19 protein-coding genes are annotated in these 22374 nt (G+C 70.6%); 2 read left to right on the top strand and 17 right to left on the bottom strand.

Annotation, left to right across the window (positions count from 1 at the left end; translation table 11 throughout):
• Positions 1-3: 3 nt before the first annotated feature.
• The 6 genes from AB7E03_RS02240 to AB7E03_RS02215 form a co-directional block, all read right to left on the bottom strand.
• Entirely contained in the window at positions 4-2271 is a 2268-nt protein-coding gene (locus tag AB7E03_RS02240) for a transglutaminase TgpA family protein (protein WP_489938931.1), read from the bottom strand.
• Positions 2261-3592 carry a DUF58 domain-containing protein gene (locus AB7E03_RS02235; protein WP_489938929.1) on the bottom strand — a complete coding sequence of 444 codons (1332 nt, stop codon included), beginning with the start codon at positions 3590-3592 and terminating at the stop codon, positions 2261-2263. The genes AB7E03_RS02240 and AB7E03_RS02235 overlap by 11 nt, the downstream gene beginning before the upstream one ends.
• A 1-nt stretch (position 3593) precedes the next feature.
• Entirely contained in the window at positions 3594-4694 is a 1101-nt protein-coding gene (locus AB7E03_RS02230; protein ID WP_489938927.1) for an AAA family ATPase, read from the bottom strand.
• Positions 4695-4705: 11 nt separating this feature from the next.
• On the bottom strand, positions 4706-5188 hold the full coding sequence (gene coaD / locus AB7E03_RS02225; protein WP_441782535.1) for a pantetheine-phosphate adenylyltransferase: 483 nt from the start codon (positions 5186-5188) through the stop codon (positions 4706-4708).
• 106 nt (positions 5189-5294) lie between these two features.
• Complete coding sequence (locus AB7E03_RS02220; protein ID WP_489938924.1) at positions 5295-7526, bottom strand: ATP-dependent DNA helicase RecG; 2232 nt, start codon at positions 7524-7526, stop codon at positions 5295-5297.
• Positions 7523-8314 (bottom strand): tetratricopeptide repeat protein, encoded by a 792-nt coding sequence (locus tag AB7E03_RS02215; protein ID WP_489938922.1) that lies wholly within the window; start codon positions 8312-8314, stop codon positions 7523-7525. The genes AB7E03_RS02220 and AB7E03_RS02215 overlap by 4 nt, the downstream gene beginning before the upstream one ends.
• A gap of 49 nt (positions 8315-8363) precedes the next feature.
• On the opposite strand from AB7E03_RS02215, the gene rsmD reads away from it, so the two are divergent.
• Positions 8364-8948, top strand: a complete 585-nt coding sequence (gene rsmD / locus AB7E03_RS02210; RefSeq protein WP_489938920.1) for a 16S rRNA (guanine(966)-N(2))-methyltransferase RsmD — start codon at positions 8364-8366, stop codon at positions 8946-8948.
• 12 nt (positions 8949-8960) lie between these two features.
• Here rsmD and thiL read toward each other — a convergent pair whose 3' ends face one another.
• A complete protein-coding gene (thiL, locus tag AB7E03_RS02205) occupies positions 8961-9962 on the bottom strand; it encodes a thiamine-phosphate kinase (protein WP_489938918.1) in 1002 nt (333 codons plus the stop codon).
• A gap of 25 nt (positions 9963-9987) precedes the next feature.
• Between thiL and AB7E03_RS02200 the strand changes: the two genes are divergently transcribed.
• Positions 9988-10503, top strand: a complete 516-nt coding sequence (locus AB7E03_RS02200) for a DUF3515 family protein (RefSeq protein ID WP_489938916.1) — start codon at positions 9988-9990, stop codon at positions 10501-10503.
• A gap of 7 nt (positions 10504-10510) precedes the next feature.
• Here the strand turns inward: AB7E03_RS02200 and AB7E03_RS02195 are convergent, their stop codons facing one another.
• The 10 genes from AB7E03_RS02195 to AB7E03_RS02150 all read right to left on the bottom strand — a co-directional run bounded on the left by AB7E03_RS02195 (position 10511) and on the right by AB7E03_RS02150 (position 22345).
• Entirely contained in the window at positions 10511-11605 is a 1095-nt protein-coding gene (locus AB7E03_RS02195; RefSeq protein WP_489938914.1) for a D-alanine--D-alanine ligase family protein, read from the bottom strand.
• Positions 11517-12647, bottom strand: a complete 1131-nt coding sequence (locus tag AB7E03_RS02190; protein ID WP_489938912.1) for an NAD(P)H-dependent glycerol-3-phosphate dehydrogenase — start codon at positions 12645-12647, stop codon at positions 11517-11519. Before AB7E03_RS02190 ends, AB7E03_RS02195 begins: the two co-directional genes overlap by 89 nt.
• Positions 12640-13410, bottom strand: coding sequence for a lysophospholipid acyltransferase family protein (locus AB7E03_RS02185; RefSeq protein WP_489938910.1), 771 nt, complete (start codon positions 13408-13410; stop codon positions 12640-12642). The genes AB7E03_RS02190 and AB7E03_RS02185 overlap by 8 nt, the downstream gene beginning before the upstream one ends.
• A gap of 71 nt (positions 13411-13481) precedes the next feature.
• On the bottom strand, positions 13482-14852 hold the full coding sequence (gene murA / locus AB7E03_RS02180; protein WP_489938908.1) for a UDP-N-acetylglucosamine 1-carboxyvinyltransferase: 1371 nt from the start codon (positions 14850-14852) through the stop codon (positions 13482-13484).
• Positions 14849-15448: a 3-isopropylmalate dehydratase small subunit gene (gene leuD / locus AB7E03_RS02175; protein ID WP_441782545.1), complete on the bottom strand. Its 600-nt coding sequence runs from the start codon at positions 15446-15448 to the stop codon at positions 14849-14851. The genes murA and leuD overlap by 4 nt, the downstream gene beginning before the upstream one ends.
• A complete protein-coding gene (gene leuC / locus AB7E03_RS02170; protein ID WP_489938906.1) occupies positions 15448-16932 on the bottom strand; it encodes a 3-isopropylmalate dehydratase large subunit in 1485 nt (494 codons plus the stop codon). Before leuC ends, leuD begins: the two co-directional genes overlap by 1 nt.
• A gap of 151 nt (positions 16933-17083) precedes the next feature.
• A complete protein-coding gene (locus tag AB7E03_RS02165; RefSeq protein WP_489938904.1) occupies positions 17084-17569 on the bottom strand; it encodes an FHA domain-containing protein in 486 nt (161 codons plus the stop codon).
• 105 nt (positions 17570-17674) lie between these two features.
• Complete coding sequence (locus AB7E03_RS02160; protein WP_489938902.1) at positions 17675-20026, bottom strand: transglutaminase-like domain-containing protein; 2352 nt, start codon at positions 20024-20026, stop codon at positions 17675-17677.
• Positions 20023-21339, bottom strand: coding sequence for a DUF58 domain-containing protein (locus AB7E03_RS02155; protein WP_489938900.1), 1317 nt, complete (start codon positions 21337-21339; stop codon positions 20023-20025). Before AB7E03_RS02155 ends, AB7E03_RS02160 begins: the two co-directional genes overlap by 4 nt.
• 43 nt (positions 21340-21382) lie before the next feature.
• On the bottom strand, positions 21383-22345 hold the full coding sequence (locus AB7E03_RS02150; protein ID WP_489942842.1) for an AAA family ATPase: 963 nt from the start codon (positions 22343-22345) through the stop codon (positions 21383-21385).
• Positions 22346-22374 lie beyond the last annotated feature (29 nt).

The raw sequence follows: 22374 nt of genomic DNA, 5'->3' as shown, positions 1-22374 counted from the left end.
ATTTTACGCAGGGCTCCGGGTCCGGACAGCCGAAGGCCAGCCCGCTGGCAGCAAGGACACAGGAATGAGCATCGCCTTGACGCGAAGCGCGGGCCCGGCCTGCGCCTCCAGAGCAGAGAGGACGACGCCGAGATCGTCCGCCAGACTGCCCGCCCACCGGCGTGTCGGCGGTCCGTACGCGACACGTTCCAGCTCACCGAGGAGCCGCATGACGGCCTCCTCCGCGGGCGTTCCGGCGACGGCGGCCGCGACGCGTCCTGCAAAGACGCGCGGCGTCTCCGTCGGTGGCGCGCTCCAGCCGAGGTCGCGCACGGTGTCGCGGAGTTCATCCCAGACCAGGGATGCGCCTCCCCACTCGTCGGTCAGCTCGCGCAGCCGCCTGCGGCGACGCATCCGGCGCCACACCGCAGGCACGAGCAGCACGGCGATCACGAGGATCGCCACGCCGATCCCGGTCGCGAGCGGTTGTGCAGCCGAGGTCAGCGTCGGAGTCGCCGATCCTGCCGGGTTCGCCGGATCGGTCGGGACCAGCGCACGCGGAGCGGCGCCCGAGGTGGATGCCGAGCTCGGCGGCGGAGCGGCGGGGTCGGTCTGCGGGCGGGTGTAGTCCGGAACGGTGCCACGGCCCACCGTCGGCTCGAACGGCACCCAGCCGACGCCCGCGAAGTACAGCTCCGGCCAGGCATGCAGGTCGTCGCTCGTGACCGTGTACTCACCGGGGTTGGTGGCCGTCCCGCCGCTGGTGGCACCCGGCAGGTACCCCTCGGCGACACGCGACGGGATGCCGAGCGTCCGGGCCATCAAGGCCATGGCGGAGGCGTAGTGGACGCAGTATCCGCTCTTCACCTCCAGGAACCGCGCGATGACGCGGGTGCCGTCGCCGTCGTAGCCCTGCTTGAGCGGCGTCTGCGTGGAGTACACGAAGCCGTTGTCCCGGAAGTAGTCCTGGAGGGCGACCGCCTTGTCGTACTCGGTGAAGGCGTCCTTGGTGGCCGTGAGCGCGGTGTCCTCGATGATCGAGGGCAGGTTCGGCGGAAGGAACAGATCGCGCTGCACATCCACCGGCACGAACCCGCCCGCCGCCTTCAGCTGATCGGCGGTGGGCTGCAGCAGGAGGCTCGTGGCGGTGTACCGCTGCCCCTGCGTGGTGGCGTTGATGCCGCCGATCGTGAGGTCGTCGGGATCCCACGACCAGGTGCCGTTGAGTCCTTTGACCGACTGCACGGGCGCCGGCGACGGCAGCCAGCGGCTCGTCATGTTGTCGATGTCCACCGTCGTGGTGATCTTGGTCGTCTTGACGGTGTCGGAGAGGCCGGCGACGGGGCCGATCTTCGTGCCGTCGCTCAAGCGGTTCGTGTCGCGCTCGCGGTGCTTCCAGACCGAGCCCGTGAACTGGTCGAGCGACGCGAGCTTGAGGTACTGACCGTTGGCCGCCGTGGTCGTGTACGTCAGAGCGCGCACAGCGGCGGGGCGCCGGAGGTCCTTGCCGAGGTCTACGAGCGGGGTCACCGTGCCGCCGATCGAGATGCCGCCTGCCGTGAACGACGTGGCGCCGCCCTGGTCGAATCCGGGGGCCGTGCCCGCGAGCAGCGCGGCGACCGTCACCGCCGCAGCGCCGACGGAGAGGGCTGCGGCCGGGCGCGGCGTTCCCGGACGGCGGGTGCGGATGTCGCTCCGCAGCAACCACAGATAGGCGGCCGCGGAGGCCGCCAGGGCGATCGGGTCGAGCCCGTCGCCGAGCAGCGCCGCCGGCACGATGAGCACCGCCGCGATTCCGAGCGCGGTGAACGCAGGCGCGCGGATGGCGACGGCCAACGTGTCGAGGATCAGGGCAAGCAGGCAGCCGCCGCCGACCACCAGGAAGAGGAATTCCGGCAACGGCTCCGCCGGCGTCCCCTGCTGGTAGATCGACAGCACGGCTTGCTGGAGGTACTGCCCCCAGCCGGACACCGTAGCCGGGGTCGGGATGAGGCCGAGGAGACCGCTCCCTCTGCCGAAGGCGGCCGTCATGATCGCGGCGGACTCGACGAGCAGGAGCACCGGCACGACGCCGCGCGGCACTCCCAGGCTACGCAGGCCCGCTCCCGTCACGAGCACCAGAGCCGCCGTCGCGACCAGGGCGAACCACCACCCGAAGCCCTGGATGAGACCGGAGAGCGCGTAGCTCACCGCCAGCACCTGCAGGAGCATCGCCCCGGTGAGACGCCAGTAGCCCACCCGTCGCCGGGAGGCGACGCGGGGAACAGCGAGGGCGAGCGCCTCAGTCGCCACCGGACACCACTCCCGCCCGCTGCCGGCGCAGGGCGCGCTGCCAGCACTCGGCCGGGTTCTCACCCGCGGCGAACGTCACGGTGAGCCAACCGGCGTCGGCGAGGAGCTCTGCGACCTCCGCCGGCATGGATGCCGCGACGAACGCCACAGCCGGGTCGCCCATCGATCGCAGGGCGGCCAGAGCGCCGAGCTCGGTCGGAGCAGCACCGGCGAGCACGGCGAAGACGGGGACGGGACGTCCGGCCCGCCGCAGGCCCGCACCCAGCTCGGCGACCGCATCCTCGCGCACATCGGTCGAACTCTCCACCGCCGCCAGGTCGGCGAGCAGCATCCGGTCGGCGCTCCCCACGTCGTAGGTCGCCGTCATAGCGCCCATGGTGCCCGTGCGCCCGGCGCCACTGCGGCCAGAGAGCTGCCGGTGCCCGGTCTCGACGACGCTGACCGAGAACCCCTCGTCCAGGAGGTGCACGCCGATCGAGGCCACCAGGTCGACGAGGGTCTCGAACTCCTCGTCGACACCGTCGGTGTGGAGGGGAAGCGGACGAGTGTCCATAAGCATCCACGCCTCCGGGTTGCTGCGCTGCTCTTCCTGCCGCACCATCAGCTGGTCGTGGCGGGCGGTGGCCCGCCAGTGGACCCGGCGCAGCGGATCGCCCGGACGGTACTCGCGGGCTATCAGCTCGTCGGCACTCGGGATGCTGTGCCGCAGCAGTTCGTGCTCGGTCCCCTCGCTGTGGGCGACATCCAGCTCGCCGCGCGGGAGCGCCACCACCCGCGGCGTCACCAGCAACTGGCGCGGCTGGCCCACGGCGTACTCGGCATACGCGATGCCGAACGGGTCCGTGCGGCTGACGATCAGAGGGCCGACGGGATGCGCGCCGCGCCGCTCGGGCACCACGTCCTGCCGCAAGACCACCGTGTCTCGGCCGAGGCCCCCGTCCGCCTGGTGCGCTCCGAGGCGAGGGAACGGCGCCGAACCCTGCACACCGACGGCGTCGGGAGCCGACTCGCGCCAGCGGGCCGCGGGGCTGGGCCTCGGCGACTGGTTGCGGACGGTCGTGACGATCGTGGCCTGCTCCCCCGTCGCCACCACATCCGGATGGAAGCTGCGGGCGACGCCCAGGCGCGGCCGGTCGACCGTGACCGAGATCATCGCCGCGAGCGGGAGCACCGTGAGGAAGACGCCGACGAACAGAACGTCTGTGCGGCCGAGCAGCGCCGAGCCGACCAGGGCGAGTGCCCCGATGGCTCCGAGCGTCCACCCGCGCGCGGTCGGGCGCGGCCGCTTGAGCGGGGAGGAGACGCGACCGCGGGCGGGCATGCTAGCGACCCGTCGCCCGCACCGGGCCGGGGGCGGCGGAGCCGGCGGGAGCACCCGAGCCGGCTCCGGCGGAGCCGACCGGGACCGGTGTCGCGGCCACGATCCGGCGCACGATGTCGGCGATCACGGGCGCACTCTCGTGGTGGTGTCCGAGCGCCCGGCTGGTGGGGAGCAGTCGGTGGCCGAGCACCGGCACGGCCAGCGCATCCACGTCGTCCGGGAGCACGAAGTCACGGCCGGCCAGCGCGGCCATCGCCTTGGCCGCACGGATCAGCTGCAGGGTCGCGCGGGGGCTGGCGCCGAGCCGGAGGTCGCGGTCCTCTCGTGTGGCTCGCACCAGGTCCACGGCGTACTGCTTCACCGGGGTGGAGGCGAACACGCTCCGGGCGGTGACCATCATGGCCCGCAGGTCGTCGGAGGTGACGACCGGCCGGATGCGCGAGAGCGGACTGGATGTGTCGCGCGTGGTGAGCATGGCGAGCTCCGAGCCCTCGTCGGGGTAGCCCATCGCGATACGCGCCATGAAGCGGTCGCGTTGCGCCTCGGGCAGGGCGTAGGTGCCCTCCATCTCGATGGGGTTCTGCGTCGCCACCACGATGAACGGCGCGCCGAGTGGATAGGTCGAGCCGTCGACCGTGACCTGGCGTTCCTCCATGCACTCCAGCAGGGCGGACTGCGTCTTGGGGCTGGCGCGGTTGATCTCGTCGCCGATGACGATGTTCGCGAAGATGGCGCCCGGCTTGAACTCGAACCGCCGCTCGGCCTGGTTGTAGACGGAGACGCCGGTCACGTCGCTGGGCAGCAGGTCGGGTGTGAACTGGATGCGGCTGACCGTGCAGTCGACCGACTTGGCCAGCGACTTCGCGAGCATCGTCTTGCCGACGCCGGGCACATCCTCGATCAGTAGGTGGCCCTCCGCCAGGAGCACCACCAGCGCCGTCTGCACCGCTTCGTGCTTCCCATCGATGACCGACTCGACGTTCTCGGTGATCTGGGCTGCGGCGAGCCGCAGCTCATCCAGACCCATCCGGGGAACCGCCCCGGTCTCCTCTTCCGGCGCGACGGTGGACTCGGTGGGCTGTCTCGTCGCGTAACTGTTCATGGCTCCCCGCGCTAAACGTCTTGGAGGTATTCGTGGACGGCCGGCGGCACGTACGGGCTCACGTCGCCGCCGAGGGCGGACACCTGGCGCACCAGAGAGCTCGACACGTGCGCGTTGGCCGGGTTGGGCAGGAGGAAGACGGTCTCGACGTCGGCGAGGTGGCGGTTGACGATGGCCATCGGCGTCTCGTAGGCGACATCGACCGATGACCGGATGCCCTTCACCAGCACGTGCGCGCCGACGTCGGTGCAGTAGTCGACGAGCAGGCCCATCGACCAGGAGGCGATCACGATGTTGCCGACGATGCCGGCATCCTCGATCGACCGCTCCAACAGGGCGACCCGCTGGGCGATGGGGAGCAGGGCCGTCTTGTCCGGGTTGTGGACCACCACGACGTGGACCTCGTCCCAGAGACCGGCAGCACGCTCGATCACATCGAGGTGCCCGAGAGTGACCGGGTCGAACGATCCAGGGACAACGGCGATCCTGTTCATAGACCCCCAGACTATCCCGCGGTTCCCGGCATTTCGTTGTGAATCCGTTACCAACGGGTTTCGTCCGTGTGGCGTCCGGTGCTGTCCCGGCGGCCGGGCCGCTCGGCTACGACTTGCCGAGGAAGGCGCGCTCGCTCTCGTCCAGCCGGCGGGCGAGGGCCGCCTGCAGCGCGGGATGCTGCGCGAGCGAGGGATCGGCGTCCAGAGTCTCCTCCGCCGCCACCCTCGCCTCGGAGATCAGCTCGCCGTCGCTGGCGACCCTCAGCAGACGGAGCGACGAGCGCCCACCCGACTGCCGGCTGCCAAGCACATCGCCCTCCCGCCGGAGCTCGAGGTCGATGTTCGCGAGTTCGAAGCCGTCCAGCGTCGCCGCCACGGCCTCCACCCGCTCTCGCGCCAGGCTGCCCTGATCGGCCGCCGTGACCAGGAGGCACAGGCCCGGGATGCCTCCGCGACCGACCCGGCCGCGCAGCTGGTGGAGCTGCGAGACGCCGAAGCGGTCCGCATCCAACACCACCATGGCGGAGGCGTTCGGCACGTTCACGCCGACCTCGATCACGGTCGTGGCGATGAGCAGATCGATGTCACCCGCGGCGAACGCGCGCATGACCTCGTCCTTCACCTCGGACGACAGGCGGCCGTGCAGCACGCCGATGCGCGCCTCGCGGAAGAGCGGGTCGGCGCGCACGTGGGCGGCGACGGCCTCGACGGTGGCGACCGGCCGGGCGGGGACCCCCTCCGCCTCGGGCTCGGCGGGCTCCGGCTCTTCGCCGTCGTCCTCCGCGTCCTTTCCCGAGATCGCGGGGCAGACCACGAACACCTGGCGCCCCTTGCCGATCTCCTCCGACGCGCGCTCCCAGATCCGCCGCTCCCAGCCGGGGCGGTCGGCCAGCGGCACCACGAAGCTCTCGATGCCCTGCCGACCGGCGGGAAGCTGTGCGATGGTCGACACGTCCAGGTCGCCGAATACCGTCATCGCAACCGTGCGCGGGATGGGCGTGGCCGTGAGCACGAGCACGTGCGGTGGGGTCCCGCCCTTCGCCCGGAGCGCCTCGCGCTGCTCGACGCCGAACCGGTGCTGCTCGTCGACGACGACGAGCCCGAGATCGTAGAACGTGACCGCGTCGCCGAGGAGCGCGTGGGTGCCGACCACGATGCGGGCCTGTCCGGAGACGGTCCGGAGCAGAGCGCGTTTCCGTTCGGCGGCGGAAAGCTGCCCGGTCAGGAGGGTCGGCATCAGCTGAGCAGAAAGGTCGGGGCCGAGCATCGCCGCGATCGAGCGCAGGTGTTGCGCTGCGAGCACCTCCGTCGGCGCCAGCAAGGCGGACTGGCCGCCCGAGTCGGCGACGGCGAGCATCGCGCGCAGGGCCACGAGCGTCTTGCCCGAGCCGACCTCGCCCTGCACCAGGCGATGCATCGCGGCGGTGGCCGCGAGGTCCTGTGCGATCTCCCGGCCGACCACCTCCTGGTCTCCGGTGAGCTCGAACGGGAGGGAGGCGTCGAACCGCTCGAGCAGCCCGCCAGGCACAGCCTGTCTCGGGGTGGCCGCCGCCTCCCGGCTCGCCGCCCGCTGCTGCAGGAGCGCCGCCTGCAGCACGAACGCCTCCTGGAAGCGCAGGGAGTCGCGGGCGCGCTGCCACTGCGAATCCTTCTGCGGGCGGTGGATGCCCTCCAGTGCGTCGCGATACGGCACGAGACCGCGCTCGGCGGCCACGTCCTCCGGCACCGGATCGGCAACCGGCGCCAGAGCGTCGAGGGCGAGCCCGACCGCCTTCTGCACCTGCCAGCTGGCGACCGTCCCCGTCGCCGGGTAGATCGGGATGGGCGTCTGCGCCCACTCCTTCGCGGCCGCGCTGCCAGGAGAGACCGCGTTTTCCGCGTCCGGCTCGAACAGCTCGTAGTCGGGATGCGCGAGCTGCAGCGCGCCGCGGTAGGCCGACACCTTCCCGGCGAAGATCCCGCGAACCCCGGGCGTCAGCTCGCGCGAACGCCACGCCTGGTTGAAGAACGTGAGCGTGAGGATGCCCTCCCCGTCCGAGATCTTCACCTCCAGGATGCTCCCCCGCCGGGCGCGCATCGGACGGTCCTGCACCCGCAGCACCTCGGCGATGATCGTCACGTTCTCATCCAGCGGCAGGTTCGCCAGTGCGGTCAACTCGCCGCGCTTCGCGTAACGGCGCGGATAGTGGCTGAGCAGGTCGGCGACGGTGCGCATCCCGAACGCCTTCTCGAACGCGGAGGCGGTGCGCCCGCCGAGGACACCCGTCAGGCGGGAGTCCAGGCCGACGGCGCCCGCGTCAGCGGTTCCCGAGCCGGCTGGGGCGGAGGCGGAGGTCATGAGTCGATGGTATGTCTCTCCTCCGGCGCTGTGTCGTCGGGTCGGGGTTCCTGTGGAGCGGGAGCGGCGAGAGCCGCGAGAGCCGCGAGCTCCTCGGCGACCGCTGGCTCGTCGGGCCGCTCGGCCGCAAGCCGGCGCTGGATCTCCAGAGCCTCGGGTAGGCGACCCAGCTCGCGGAGGCAGCGCCCGAGCGCCCACTTCGCCGCGAACTGCTGGTCCAAGGTCCCGTAGCCCTCGGCGTACTCCACGGCGTCCTCGAACGAGACGAGTGCGGCGGCCGCATCCCCGTCGGCGAGCAGCGCCCACCCCCTCAGGTCGTGCAGCACCACGCCCCAGCGCAGCGTGCGCGGGTCCTCGGAGCCTGCGAGATCCACCAGGCCCTCCTCGATCCACTGCTGCGCTCTGATGCGGTCGGCCTCCGCCAGAACGAGCGCCGACTCCACCGCCAGGGCCAGCTCGTCGTCGCGTCGCGCGGTGCGCAGAGCGGCCTCGAGGATGGGCACGGCCTCCCAGGCGCGTCCGACCGCGTTACGCAGGCGCCCACGCTCCAGCAGCACCCGAACCTCGAGTACGCCGAACGCGGGCTCCAAAGACTCCAGCAGCGCCTCGGCCTCCTCGAACCGGCCCTGCAACCCCAGCGCGCGGGCGCGCTGAGTCTCCAGCTCGGCCCGGACGAGCTCCGACCGGTCCGGTTCCGCGGCGGCAGCAGCCAGCCGGTCGGCGGAGGCGATCGGGTCACCGGGCAGCCACAGGGCGTCGAGCTCTGCCTGCTCCAGGCGTTCCTCCATCCTCATATCTTGGCGGCACGGGCCCCGCCGACGCTAGGCTCGTGGGGCCATGACCCGAATCGTCTCCGGTTTCGCCGGCTCACTCACCCTCCAGGTGCCGAAGAGCGGAACCCGACCCACCAGCGACCGGGTGCGCGAGGCGATCTTCTCGGCACTGGATGCGAGGGACGCCGTCCGCGACGCCCGGGTGCTCGACCTGTATTCAGGATCCGGTGCGCTGGGACTCGAAGCGGCCAGCCGCGGCGCAGCCTCCGTGGTCCTCGTGGAGCGGAGCGCGGCCGCGGCGCAGGTCTGCCGGCGCAACGCCGCTGCGGTCGCTTCGGCGGCGACGGCAGCGCGCAGGGTCGTCCCCGACCTGGACGTGCGCGCGACCTCGGTGCAGAGCTACCTCGTCGGTGCGGCCGGGCCGTTCGACGTGGTCTTCATCGACCCTCCCTACCTGACCGGCGACGAAGAACTGGTGGGCGTGCTGACGGCACTCGTCCCCCTTCTCTCAGAGGATGCCGTGGTCTGTGTCGAACGCAGTGCACGCGACCCTGAGCCGACGCTCCCGGACGCCCTCATCGTTGAGCGGCGAAAGGACTACGGCGAGACGGCCATCTACTGGCTGACGCCGGATGTCCCGCACCGCTAGCGTGCTGCGGCCCTAGCCGCGCCCTCCGTCCCACTCCAGGTACGGGTCCCAGCCTCCGCGCTCGTCGAAGAGGCGACCGTCGACCAGCAGACCGCTGCCGGCGCGCACGACGCCGATCGGACGGAAGTCGCCGGGCAGGCTCGTCCCGGGCGGGAAGGCCGCGAGCAGTCCGTGGTCCTCGCCCCCGGTCAGCGCCCTCCGCACGTCCGTGCCCAGGGCTGCCGTGTCGAGGTCGATCGCGACACCGCTGGCCTCGGCCACCCGCCGCGCATCCAGGGCGAGGCCGTCGCTCAGGTCCAGCATCGCGGTCGCGCCGGCCTCCGCCGCGAGCGGTCCGTCGGCGATCGGCGGAACCGGCCTCAGCTGCGCCCGGACGGCTTCGGGATGCGCGGCCACGACCGCCGCGAACCGCTCCGCATCCGGCTCGCCCGCTGCATCCACGGCCTCGGCGAAGAGGAGCGACAGCCCGGTCGCGGCCTCCCCCAGCGCACCCGAGACGGCGACCACATCACCCGGCCGCGCTCCGCTCCGCAGCACCGGCGCACGACCCTGGAGGTCGCCGAACGCTGTCACCGCGATGGTCAGGGTGGCCGACACGGACAGGTCGCCGCCCACCACGCCGCACCCGGGGGCCAGGTGCTCGCAGGCCAGCCGGAAGCCGTCGGCCACACCCTCCAGCCAGGCCACCGGCGTCTCGGGCGGCGCCGCGATCGCCACCACGAGCGCGGTCGGCACCGCACCCATCGCCGCGACGTCCGAGAGGTTCGTGGCGGCCGCCTTCCAGCCCAGGTCCTCCGCGCTCGACCAGGCGAGGCGGAAATCGGGGCCGTGCACCATCATGTCGGTGGTCACCACGAAGCGGCCGTCCGGTGCGGCGAGCACGGCGGCGTCATCCCCCGGACCGACGAGCGTCGCGGTGGACTCCGGAAGCCGCGGGAAGATGCGCCGCAGCGCCTCCCGCTCGGAGGCCTCCCCGATCGTGATGCCCGCCGCGTCGCTCCCAGAGATTCCCATGATCTGAAACGGTAGCCTGAAACCGATGAAGTCCCGTCGCCGCGCCCTCCCCGCCGTCCTGCTCACCGGCGCCGCCCTGCTGCTCGCCGGATGCGCGCCGATCGTCTCGCTCGACCCTGCGGCGAACAGCAACGCGCCCGGCTGCGCCGAGATCAGCGTTCGCCTGCCGGACACGGTCGCCGACAAGGCCAAGCGCGAGACGGATGCGCAAGCGACCGGTGCCTGGGGTGACCCGGCCGCGGTGATCCTGCGCTGCGGCGTCCCTCCCATCGGCGCCACCACGAAGCCGTGCGTGAACGTGAACGGCGTGGATTGGGTGCTCATGACCGATCCGGCCGCGAAGACGATCGTCTACCAGACGTTCGGACGCACGCCCGCCACCGAGGTCATCATCGATCACGTCTCGGGCGTATCCGACTCGTCCGTCCTCCCGGAGTTCGCGAGTGCGGTCTCGACGGTGAAGCAGACCCAGAAGTGCCTCTCGACGCTCGACACCGACCCGACGGCGGCGCCGTCGGCGACGCCGTCTCCCTCGCCCTAGCGCGTGCTCAGGCCGCGCGGGCCAGGGCGACCTGAATGAGCTCGTCGATCAGTTCCGGATAGCTGAGTCCCGACTCCTGCCAGCAGCGCGGGAACATCGAGATCGGCGTGAAGCCCGGCATCGTGTTGATCTCGTTGATGACGAAGCCGTCGTCGGTGAGGAAGAAGTCGACCCGCGCCAGCCCCTCCGCACCGATGGCGTCGAAGCCGTGGACAGCCAGTTCTCGCATGTCGGCGAGTTGCCCCTCCGTGAGGTCGGCAGGGCAGACCAGATCGATGCCGGGAGCATCCAGGTACTTGGCCGCGAAGTCGTAGAAGTCGCGTCCGCTGATGACGATCTCGCCGGCGACCGACGCTCGCGCGGGCTCCCCCGGGCGACCGCCGAGAACGGCGATCTCGACCTCGCGTCCGGTCACCATCGACTCGATGAGGACGCGGTCGTCTTCGGCCAGGGCCGTCTCCATCGCTGCGCCGAACTCGGACCAGTCCTTCACCTTCGTGACGCCGACGCTGGATCCGGCGCGTGCCGGCTTGACGAACGCCGGCAGCCCGAGCGCGCGAACCGACTCACCGATCTCGTCCGGCTGCGTGCGCCACTCGAACGCGGTCACGGTTTGCCACGGCGCGACGGGGATGCCCGCCTGCTCCAGGACGGTCTTCGTGAAGTGCTTGTCCATCCCGAGCGCGCTCGCCAGCACGCCGCTGCCGACGTACGGGAGCCCGACAAGCTCCAGCAAGCCCTGAAGGGTGCCGTCCTCGCCCCACGGGCCATGCAGGATCGGGAAGACGATGTCGACCTCGCCGAGGGAGGATCGGGTGCCGTCACGGTCGACGACGGTCAGCTCGCGCGTCGCAACGCTGTCAGGCCACAGGATGCGCGACCCGTTGTCTTCGACCTCGGGAAGGTGCTCTGCGTTCAGCGCGAAGCGCGCAGCGTCGTCCGGCTGCAGCGTGAACGCACCCTCGTGGGTGATCCCGATCGGGATGACGTCGTAGCGCTCACGATCGATCGCCTCAAGAACGCCCGCCGCCGTCGCGCAGCTGATCGAATGCTCGCTTGACCGACCCCCAAAGAGAAGCGCGACCGCGACCTTGTCCGTCATCCAGTGTCCTTTCGCCTTGCGGCTCGTCCGAATCCGTCGTGAGATGCGGTGCGATGTCTTTCGGATCGAGCGTACCGGCGAGCACCTGGCTCACCTGACGGACGATCGGCATCTCGACCCCGCGCGCCTCGGCGAGGCTCAGGATGGGCGCGACGGAGGCGAGACCCTCCGCCGTCTGGTTCATCTGCTTCACGACGTCGTGGAACCCGTAGCCCTGGCCGAGCAGACGGCCGGCCGTGTTGTTGCGGCTGAGCGACGACTCGCATGTGGCGATGAGGTCGCCGAGCCCCGCGAGCCCCGACAGGGTCTCAGGCTTCGCGCCGTACGCCACCGCGAAATCCGTCATCTCCACGAGGCCCCGGGTGATGATCGACGCCTTCGTGTTCTCGCCGTAGCCGACGCCGTCGACGATGCCGATAGCCACGGCGATCAGGTTCTTGAGGACTCCGCCGAACTCGGTGCCGATGACGTCGGTGTTGACGAAGCTGCGGAAGTACCGGTTCGTCGCCGAGATCGCGACGGCCTGCGCCGTCTCAAGGCTCTCGGACGAGACGACGGCCGCCGTCGGCTGCTCGCGGGCGATCTCCAGCGCCAGGTTCGGACCGGAGGCGACAGCGATGCGCTCGGGCTCCACGGGGAGCCCCTGCGCGATCACCTCGCTCATCCGCAGGCCCGTTCCCTTTTCGACGCCCTTCATCAGGCTGACCACGACGGTCTCGGGGCCGAGGAACGGGATCATCGCCTCGAGGTTCGACCGGAGCATCTGGCTCGGGATCGACACGAACACCTGCTCGGCGCCGCGCATCGCCTCCCCCAGCCTGGATGTCGCCCGAAGGTTGCGCGGGAGGTTGATGCCCTCCAGGTAGTCGCTGTTGCGCTTCACCTCATTGATTTCGCGCGCGAGCTCCGGGCGCCGGGCCCAGAGCACGACGTCGGAGCCGCCGTCGGCGAGGATCTTCGCGAACGTCGTCCCCCAGCTGCCCGCGCCGAGCACGGCGATGCGCCGGGGCTGGGCGACCGGAGCCTTCACTGCCTTAGCCATCGAAGCGCCCGGTGTCCTTCTGGTTGTGCTGCGACGGATCCCACCGCTCGGCGGGAGCCTTCTCGCCGCGCAGGTCTTCGAGGAGCGCGCTGATCGCATCCATGATCACCGCGGTCGCCTCTGTGAGGGTCGCATTGTCGAGCGGACGCCCGCGGAACGCGGACAGGTCGACCGGATCGCCGATCTTCACATCGACGGTCTTCCGCGGGAACCAGCTGATCTTCTTCGCGTAGCGCGCCATGACCTGCTGGGTTCCCCAGTGCGCCATCGGGATGACGGGGAGGTCGTTCTCGAGCGCCATCCGCGCAGCCCCGGTCTTACCGCGCATGGGCCACATGTCCGGGTCGCGGGTGAGGGAACCTTCCGGATAGATGACGACGATGCGGCCCTCTTCGACGATGCTCCGTGCCGCCTCCAGCGGCGCCGACCCCCGGGCGCTTCCGCCGCGGGACACCGGAACCTGGCCGGAGCGGCGCAGGAACCAACCCACCACGGGGACCTTGAACAGGCTCTCCTTCGCCAGGAAGCGCGGGAGACGCCCGAGCTTCCACGCGACCATGCCCACCATCACCGGGTCGATCTCGCTGTAGTGGTTGGGCGTCAGCACGAACGCTCCGGTGCGCGGAAGCTTGTCGCCATCCACGATCCGGAATCGGGCGAGCAGACTGCCGATCGGGACGACGAGGCCGGCAAGCACCCAGAAAACCGACGGGCGGCTCTTCTCGGAGCGTTGTCTCTTCACGGGCGAAGCGGTTTCTGGCACCGTCCTATTATCCGTGACACGCATGGCGCTCGGCGCATGCGCCCCGCGGACCTGTGGATGAATCCGGTCGCTCAGCCTTCGAGGACGAAATCAGCACCGAGCAGCTGGAGCTTCGTGATGAAGTTCTCGTAGCCGCGGCTGATGATGCCCACGTTGCTGACGGTCGAACGCCCCTCGGCGGTCAGAGCCGCGATGAGGTGGCTGAAGCCTCCGCGGAGATCCGGGACCTCGATGTCGGCGCCCTTCAGCTCCACCGGGCCCATGATGACGGCCGAGTGGTTGAAGTTGCGCTGACCGAAGCGGCACGGGTGACCGCCGAGGCACTCCTTGTGGACCTGGATCTTCGCGCCCATGTCCACCAGGGCATCCACGAAGCCGAAGCGCTGCTCGTACACGGTCTCGTGCACGATCGACACGCCGGACGCCTTCGTGAGCGCCACGACCAGCGGCTGCTGCCAGTCGGTCATGAAGCCGGGGTGGACATCGGTCTCGATGACCACCGGCTTGAGCTCGCCGCCCGGGTGGTAGAAGCGGATGCCGTCGTCGTGGATCTCGAACGCGCCGCCGACCTTGCGGAAGACGTTGAGGAAGGTCAGCATCTCGGGCTGGCGTGCGCCGCCGACGAAGATGTCGCCGCCGGTCGCGAGTGCGGCAGCAGCCCAGCTCGCGGCCTCGTTCCGGTCGAACAGGGCGGTGTGGCTGTAGCCGGAGAGCGAGTCGACGCCCTCGATGCGGATCACGCGGTCGGTGTCGACCGAGATGATCGCGCCCATCTTCTGCAGGACGTTGATGAGATCCATGATCTCGGGCTCGATCGCCGCGCCCTTGAGCTCGGTGATGCCGTCGGCGCGCACCGCGGTGAGGAGCACCTGCTCCGTCGCCCCGACGCTCGGGTACGGCAGCTCGAGCTTCGCACCGTGCAGTCCGTTCGGGGCCGTCATCCGGATGCCGCTCGGCAGCTTGTCCACCACGGCGCCGAACTTGCGCAGCACCTCAAGGTGGTAGTCGATCGGGCGGTCGCCGATGCGGCAGCCGCCGAGGTCGGGGATGAACGCCTCGCCCAGCCGGTGCAGGAGTGGGCCGCAGAACAGGATCGGGATGCGGCTGGAGCCCGCGTGCGCGTCGATGTCGGCCATGTGCGCCGACTCGACCGCGCTGGGGTCGAGCAGGAGCTCGCCCTCCTCGGCGCCGTCCGTCACCTTCACGCCGTGCACCTCCAGCAGCCCGCGGACCACGCGGACGTCGGAGATGTCGGGCACGTTCCGCAGCACGCTCGGGCTCTCGCCGAGGATCGCCGCGACCATGGCCTTCGTGACGAAGTTCTTGGCGCCGCGCACCTCGATGCGCCCCTCGAGGGGGCGACCACCGTTGATGGTGATGCGGTCACCCTTGAGGCCAACGCGTGCTCCTGCTGCCTGTGCGTCCTGAAGAAGAGATGTCAAAGTTTCACCGGGAGGGTCGTGGGCCGCCAACTGGCACGGCCCGATTCGTATTCGGAGATTCGCGCCTCGTCGCGCAAGGTCAGGGCGATGTCATCCAGCCCTTCGAGCAAACGCCAGCGAGTGTAGTCGTCGATCTCGAAAGAGACCTGGACCTCACCGACCGTCGCAGTCTTGGCAACCAGATCGACCGTCGCCGCTATTCCCGGCTGCGCCTCGATGGCGTTCCACAGGCGCTCGGCGTCCTCCTCGGAGATGATGCCCGTGAGCAGGCCCTGCTTGCCCGCGTTGCCCCGGAATATGTCCGCGAACCGGGGGCTCAGAACGACGCGGAAGCCGAAGTCGCGGAGCGCCCAGACGGCATGTTCGCGTGACGAACCCGTGCCGAAATCGGAGCCGGCGACGAGCACCGTGGCGCCCTGGTACTCGGGACGGTTCAGGATGAAATCCGGGTCCTGCCGCCAGGCGTGGAAGAGGGCGTCCTCGAAGCCGGTCTTGGTGACACGCTTGAGGAACACCGCCGGGATGATCTGGTCGGTGTCGACGTCGGAGCGCCGGAAGGGGACGGCCGTTCCTGTGACGGTCTCGAACTTCTCCATCAGGCGCCCACCTTCTCCCCGATGCGGGCATCCGTGCCGCTACCGTTCGGCGTGTCGCCGCCTTCGCTCTCCAAGTCCCAGGGGCTCGAGAGCGTGCCGCGGATCGCCGTCGCGGCCGCCACGAGCGGCGAGACGAGGTGAGTACGGCCGCCCTTGCCCTGGCGACCCTCGAAGTTGCGGTTCGACGTGGAAGCGCAACGCTCTCCCGGCGCCAGCTGGTCCGGGTTCATCCCGAGGCACATGGAGCATCCGGCGAAACGCCACTCGGCGCCGAACTCCTCGACGATCTTGTCGATGCCCTCCGCCTCGGCCTCGATGCGCACGCGCGCAGAGCCGGGGACGACCATGACGCGTACCCCGTCGGCCTTCTTGTGACCCTTGATGATGGAGGCGAAGGCGCGGAGGTCCTCGATGCGACTGTTGGTGCACGAGCCCATGAAGACCGCATCCACCGGGATGCTCTTCATCGGCGTGCCGGGCTCGAGGTCCATGTACTCCAGGGCACGCTCGGCGGCGGCGCGGGCGTTCGGGTCGGCGATCGCCGCCGGGTCGGGCACGGCCTGGCTGAGCGACACGCCCTGGCCCGGGTTCGTGCCCCAAGTGACGAACGGCTCGATCTCGGCGGCGTCGAGGTACACCTCGGCGTCGAAGACGGCGGCGTCGTCGGTCTGCAGGGTGCTCCAGTAGGCGACCGCGTCATCCCAGTCGGCGCCCTCCGGAGCGTGCGGGCGGCCCTTCAGGTAGGCGTACGTCGTCTCGTCGGGCGCGACCATCCCGGCGCGGGCTCCCGCCTCGATCGACATGTTGCAGATCGTCATCCGGCCCTCCATGGAGAGCGAGCGGATGGCGCTGCCGCGGTACTCCAGGACGTAGCCCTGGCCGCCGCCGGTGCCGATCTTGGCGATGACGGCGAGGATGATGTCCTTCGCGGTGACGCCGGGGCGCAGCTCGCCCTCGACCGTGATCGCCATGGTTCTGAACGGCTTCAGCGGGAGGGTCTGCGTGGCGAGCACGTGCTCGACCTCGCTGGTGCCGATCCCGAACGCCATGGCGCCGAACGCGCCGTGCGTGGAGGTGTGCGAGTCGCCGCAGACGACGGTGATGCCGGGCATCGTGAGGCCCAGCTGCGGGCCGACGACGTGCACGATCCCCTGCTCGACATCGCCCAGCGAGTGCAGGCGGATGCCGAACTCCTCGGCGTTGCGACGCAGCGTCTCGATCTGGGTGCGGCTGGTGAGGTCTGCGATGGGCTTGTCGATGCCGATCGTCGGCGTGTTGTGGTCTTCGGTGGCGATCGTGAGATCGGGCCGACGGACCGGGCGGCCAGCCATCCGGAGGCCGTCGAAGGCCTGCGGGCTGGTGACCTCGTGCACCAGGTGCAGGTCGATGTAGATGAGGTCGGGCGAACCCTCCTCGCCCTTGGCGACCAGATGGTCGTTCCAGACCTTCTCGGCCAAAGTCAGTGGACCGGTGGGGGTGCTCATGCTCTAACGGACTCCTTAGCGTGTAACGGATCAGCCGTCGACGGACTCCGCGGCGAGGGTGGCCTGATGCTAGGACTCGCCGCGGCGGCTAAGGAGAAGAAGACCCGCGTACACGAAAGAAAGGGTATCACCCGAGCGCGCGGTGGCCCGGTCAGGAGCGCTGCACCCGGACGGCGAGATCGCCCAGCAGCACGTCGGCGCCGTCGCGGATGGGTGTCGGCGCGCCGGGCTCCACGCGAGTGCCGCCCACCAGGACGCCGTTCGTCGAATGGAGGTCCGTGACGGTGAGCGCGTCGCCGTCCACACTGAGCAGCGCATGGGTCTTGGAGACGGTGGAGGTGGGGTCGTCCAGGGCGATCAACTCCGGTTCGGAGGGGTGCGAGGTTGATTCGGGGTGCGCTGCCCGGGACGGATTTCGGCCGAGCAGGACCTCCCGTGTGATCGGCACGCTGCGTCCGGCGGGCAGGATGAGTCTCCACACGGGGCGGACGGGCGCGGCCGGCGCGGCGGGCGCGGGAGGCGTGAACGCCGGGAGCGGGCGCACGGCAGCGACGGCTTCCCCCTGCGCGCGCGGGCCGGCGGCCGGCTTCGACGGAATGAGCCCGGGCGGCGGAACGATGAACCCGCTGTCGTCCATGCCGCCCACTATACGGATCTCCTGAATTCAGGCCTCCGTTCTCCCGTTCTCAGGAGATCAGCGCATCCCCGTGCGACGGCGACGTCGACGACGACGGCGACGGCGTCAGGCGCGGCGCGCGCGGCGGTAGCGGAAGGCGGCGAGGCGCGCGCGCACGGGACCGGCGGCCGCGGTCGCCCGGGCGAGGGCGTCCGTGGTGGCCGTCCAGGCGTGGTGCACGCGGTCCTCGGCGACCACGGTTCCGTCGAAGACGGCCGCGTCGACGTGGCGCGCGAGGTCGCGCAGTCCGCCGTCCGGCACCGGGAGGTCCTGCGCTGCGGACTGCTCCTCCAGCGCCGCGGCCGCCTGCAGACGCGTAGCGCGCTCTGGCAGGGTGAGCCCCAGTTCGGCGTAGCCGTCGGCGAGCTCGTCCCACGCGCCGGCGGCACGCCGGTCGGGTGGGCCCGTCGTCTCGCGCCGACGTCGGCGTCGCCGTTTCAGCGCGGCGATCAGCAGGAACGGGATGAAGTAGGCCAGCAGCGGGATACCGATCACCCCCAGCAACACCCAGGCCCAGACCGGCAGCTGGAAGGCCTTCGCCTTGTCCTTCGGATCGTTGTCCTTGGTCTTGACCGGCGTCAGGAGGTCTTCGGCCCGCGGGTCGGCGGGTGGAGGCTGACGGACCTGGGGCTGCGGCTCCAGCTTCGGCTTCGTGGTCTGGTTCTTGGGCGCATCCGTCTTGGTGGGGGTCGGGAAGAACGGCAGCCAGCCGACGCCGTCGAAGGCGACCTCGTCCCAGGCGGTGACATCGTCTCCCGTCACCGTGGTCGTGCTGCCGGTCACCTTGGGGGCGAACCCCATGACGACGCGGGTCGGGTAGCCGAGGCGGCGCGCCATGAGGGCGAACGCGCTGGCGTACTGCTCCTGGTCGCCGACCATCGGTGCTTTTGAGAGCAGATCGGTCATGCGATCGGCGCCCTGGCCTGCACGAGACGGGACGGGGTCGGAGGCGCGGCCGTGGCTCAGGTAGCCGAGGGACTTCAGCGAACGCTCGATGTTCCGCAGCTTCTGGATGGCGGTGTCGGCCGAGCCGGCGTACTCCTCCGCCTTCGCGGAGACCACGTCCGGCACGTTGGTGACCGTCGGAAGGGTGAGCTTCGCCGGAGCGACCTTGGCGAGTGCACGGTCGCTGGGCACCTTCTGTGCCGTTGCTCCGACGGTGTAGCTCAGACCGTCCCGGACTCCGCTGGTGACGGCCGCCGTACCGGTCGCGGTGTTGACGCGGACCGTGGACGTCGGGTCCTGACCCGTGTGCGCGTCGAACGTCAACCGGTTCGTATAGCCGAGGGTGGGAAGCCACACGTCGGAGTAGCCGAGCACGTCGATCGAGGCGGTCGTGCTGGCGCCCGCCGTGAACAGCGGAGGACGCGGGATGGTGCTGCCGAGCAGTTCGAAGGCGCCCGAGGCGTCGGTGTCGCTGCCCGGCGACGCCACCGACCAGACGATGCCGTCGTAGCTGTCCATGGTGGCGAGCCGCACGACCTGACCCTGCTTCAAACCGGTGACCGTGAACAGCTTCGTCTTCTGCAGGTCTTTCGTGTACTTCCGGAAGCCGGCGAGCGGGCTCGGGTAGTCGAGCGGGTCGAACGGCGGGGTGATCTCGTCGCGCACCACGAACCGCGACGACGGCGGTGGTGCGAGGACCGCGCCGGCCAGCGCACCGACCAGGACAGCCCCAAGCACGACCGCCGCACCGCCCAGCAGGCGGCTGCGCCGGACGGTGGAGTCGGTCTCGACGCGGTCGCGGGCGAACCGCGCACGGCGCCACGACAGCCACACCAGGGCGACAGCCGCGAACAGCACACCGCGGACGCCCGCGAAGAACGGATCGCGGGTGCCGAGCAGGATGGACGCGAGCAGCAGCAGCGCCGGTCCCGCAAGGAGCACCGCGGCGCGACCGGCGGAGGCGCGGCGCAGCCGTGGGAGCCAGCGCACCGCCAGGGTCACCGAGACCAGCGAGACGAGCCAACCGGCCACGTACGGCACGACCGCGACATACGGCGGAGCCTCCAGCGGCGCTCGCAGCGTCACCGCGTCGGACCAGCCGAAGACGGCCCCGAAGACCAGCCCGGAGAGACTGTCGAGCGTCGGCAGTACGCCGTAGAGCGCCTGGCCGGGAAGCGCGAGCGGTGTCCCGAACAGGAAGTAGGCGGCCAGGGCGAGGACCGTGGTGAGCGGCCACGACAGCCGGAGCAGTCGTCCGAGGACGGCGACTCCCCCGCCGACGACGATGCTGCCGATCGCGGCCTGAGCGAAGGCGTAGTGACCGAAGGCCGGCTCGAATCCTGCCACTGCGACGAGGCTCAGTACGGTCAGCACGGCCACGTCGATCCACGTCGTGGTGGACAGCCGGTCGAACATCGGCCGAGAAGCGGACGGCGAGGCCGCGGAAGGCGTAGCGCCGGTGGCCGCGCTCATCGGCCGGCTCGTTTCAGGAGGGCCGGCAGTTCCGGCAGGGTCGACACGGTGAGAAGCAGGGAACGCCCGAGCCGGGTGAGCCTCGGCTCCGCCGCTTCGTCCACCCGGATGATGATCGTCTCGGTGTCGCCCGCCCACAGCGCAGCCGCACCTCGCAGCTCCGCCGCCTCCACCTGAGACCCGACGATCGTGACTGCGAGACTCGGCGTCGCAAGGCGCAGCGTCGCCTGCCGCAGGAACTCACGCAGTGTCGCCTGCGCCCCGTCGACCGGCTGGATGCGGCACGAGTCGTCGAGCAGTGCGGTCGGCGTCTCCACGCGCATCCCGCCGCCCTGCCACAACGCGCGGATCTCGGTCTCCTCGCGGATCACCTGGCACCCGATCGACGCCAGCACCGATACGCCGAGCTCGAACTCGTCGTCCGAGGCGAAGTGCGACCGCTCCGCGTCGAAGGCGAGCAGGAGCTGCGAACGGCGCGTCTCCTGATACTGGCGCACCATCAGCTGTCCGGTGCGGGCGGACGTGCGCCAGTGGACGTTGCGGATGTCGTCACCGGGCTCGTAGGTGCGCAGGGCGTGGAAGGCCAGGTCGCTGTCGGTGATGACCTTGGTCGTCTGACCTTCGAGGTCACGCACGAGTCCGCGGGCCGTCGCCGCGAGACGCACGGTGCGGGGATGCACGAACAGCTCGATCTGGTCGGTCCACTGGTTGGTGCGGCGCAGCAGCCCCAGCTGATCACCCCTCACCGAGAGCGCGGGACCCGCGAGGATGAGCGCCCGCCGCGCGGTCGGGACGGCGAACAGCTCCTCTGTCTCGGCCCCCGGCGCGAGTCTCGGGATGGTGAAGTCGGCCTGGCCCTCGCCGACCGGCAGCTCCATCCGGGTCGGCAGCACCGCTCTGCTTCCGCTGTTGGCGACGGTGAGCCGGCCGAGCGCACGCGCTCCCGCCACCACCCGTCGGGGATTGAGTTCGATGTCGACCCGATAGGTCGACCGGCCGAAGACGAACGCCGACGCGACGACGAGCGCGGCCAACAGGGTCGCCGCGATGAATACGAACTCCGCCCAGCCGAGCCACACCGCGAGCACCACTGACACCAGGGCGGAGCCGAGGACGATCCAGCCGAGCGTGCTGACGACGCCCACCACGGGACGGACACGACTGCCGACCGCGCGCGCCAGCGGCGCGACGCGACCCCAGACAGCACCGGACGCACGCGACGCAGCGCCCGCGACGAGTTCCCTCGCGATGCGCGCCTGATCGACGGCGGGCGCGCGGCGGCGCCGGCCGCGAGCGGGGCTGTCGGTGGTCATGGAGTCGGAGTCCTATCCGGTCGTGGGAAGGGTCGGTCGGGTGCTACGCCGCGCGGTACGCGGGCGGCTCGGCCGAGGCGACCGCGCGATCTACGATGTCTGCCGCGCGCACCCCCGCGAACTCCGACTCCGGGTCGACGATCACGCGGTGAGCGAGCACAGGCTGTGCCAGGTCGCGGATGTCGTCCGGCGTGACGAAGGTGCGCCCGGAGGCGATCGCCCACGTCTTTGCGGCCCGAGCGAGAGCGAGCGCGCCACGGATGCTGACGCCGAGCGCCGCATCCTTGTCGTCGCGCGTCGCCGTGACGATCTCGCTCAGGTAGCCCATGACGCTGGCGTCGGTGTGGACCTCCGAGGCCAGCTGCGCGAGCGTCGACACCGAGTCGGACGCGATGATCGGGCGCACGGCGGACGCGCGCGACCGGTTCGACGAGTCGAGCAGGAGGTCGACGGTCGTCGCGTGGTCGGGGTAGCCGAGCGAGGTCTTGATGAGGAAGCGGTCGAGCTGCGCCTCGGGCAGCGAGTAGGTGCCCGCCTGCTCAACAGGGTTCTGTGTCGCGATCACGATGAACGGTGCGCCGACGGAGTGGCCGACACCGTCGACGGTCACGACGCCCTCCTCCATGACCTCGAGGAGCGCCGACTGGGTCTTAGGGCTGGCGCGGTTGATCTCGTCCGCCAGCACCACGGAGGCGAAGATCGGCCCCGGGTGGAACTCGAAGCGACCGGTCGACTGGTCGTAGATGGTGACGCCGGTGACATCCGAGGGCAGGAGGTCAGGCGTGAACTGGATGCGCGACTGCGTACCCTCGACCGTGTTGGCGAGGGCCTTCGCGAGCACCGTCTTACCTGTCCCGGGCACATCCTCGAGCAGCACGTGGCCGCCGGAGAGCATCGCGGTGATCACCAGGCGGATGCTGTGCTCCTTGCCGAGGATCGCCTTGTCGACGTTCGCCACCAGTTGTGAGAACGCTCCGGCGAACCACTCCGCCTGCTCCTGTGTCACTGCCATGCTCGGTCCTTCTCCTCGTTCGT

The organism is Leifsonia sp. RCC_180 (assembly GCF_058138205.1).
This window is presented reverse-complemented; position numbering and strand designations above follow the sequence as displayed.

Coding starts and splice junctions, on each gene's coding strand:
- leuD (WP_441782545.1), bottom strand. CDS start 15,448: ATGGAGAAGTTCGAGACCGTCACAGGAACGGCCGTCCCCTTCCGGCGC.
- leuC (WP_489938906.1), bottom strand. CDS start 16,932: ATGAGCACCCCCACCGGTCCACTGACTTTGGCCGAGAAGGTCTGGAAC.
- rsmD (WP_489938920.1), top strand. CDS start 8,364: ATGACCCGAATCGTCTCCGGTTTCGCCGGCTCACTCACCCTCCAGGTG.
- AB7E03_RS02200 (WP_489938916.1), top strand. CDS start 9,988: ATGAAGTCCCGTCGCCGCGCCCTCCCCGCCGTCCTGCTCACCGGCGCC.
- AB7E03_RS02155 (WP_489938900.1), bottom strand. CDS start 21,339: ATGACCACCGACAGCCCCGCTCGCGGCCGGCGCCGCCGCGCGCCCGCC.
- coaD (WP_441782535.1), bottom strand. CDS start 5,188: ATGAACAGGATCGCCGTTGTCCCTGGATCGTTCGACCCGGTCACTCTC.
- thiL (WP_489938918.1), bottom strand. CDS start 9,962: ATGGGAATCTCTGGGAGCGACGCGGCGGGCATCACGATCGGGGAGGCC.
- AB7E03_RS02230 (WP_489938927.1), bottom strand. CDS start 4,694: ATGAACAGTTACGCGACGAGACAGCCCACCGAGTCCACCGTCGCGCCG.
- AB7E03_RS02190 (WP_489938912.1), bottom strand. CDS start 12,647: ATGGCTAAGGCAGTGAAGGCTCCGGTCGCCCAGCCCCGGCGCATCGCC.
- AB7E03_RS02195 (WP_489938914.1), bottom strand. CDS start 11,605: ATGACGGACAAGGTCGCGGTCGCGCTTCTCTTTGGGGGTCGGTCAAGC.
- AB7E03_RS02220 (WP_489938924.1), bottom strand. CDS start 7,526: ATGACCTCCGCCTCCGCCCCAGCCGGCTCGGGAACCGCTGACGCGGGC.
- AB7E03_RS02165 (WP_489938904.1), bottom strand. CDS start 17,569: ATGGACGACAGCGGGTTCATCGTTCCGCCGCCCGGGCTCATTCCGTCG.
- AB7E03_RS02215 (WP_489938922.1), bottom strand. CDS start 8,314: ATGGAGGAACGCCTGGAGCAGGCAGAGCTCGACGCCCTGTGGCTGCCC.
- AB7E03_RS02160 (WP_489938902.1), bottom strand. CDS start 20,026: ATGAGCGCGGCCACCGGCGCTACGCCTTCCGCGGCCTCGCCGTCCGCT.
- AB7E03_RS02235 (WP_489938929.1), bottom strand. CDS start 3,592: ATGCCCGCCCGCGGTCGCGTCTCCTCCCCGCTCAAGCGGCCGCGCCCG.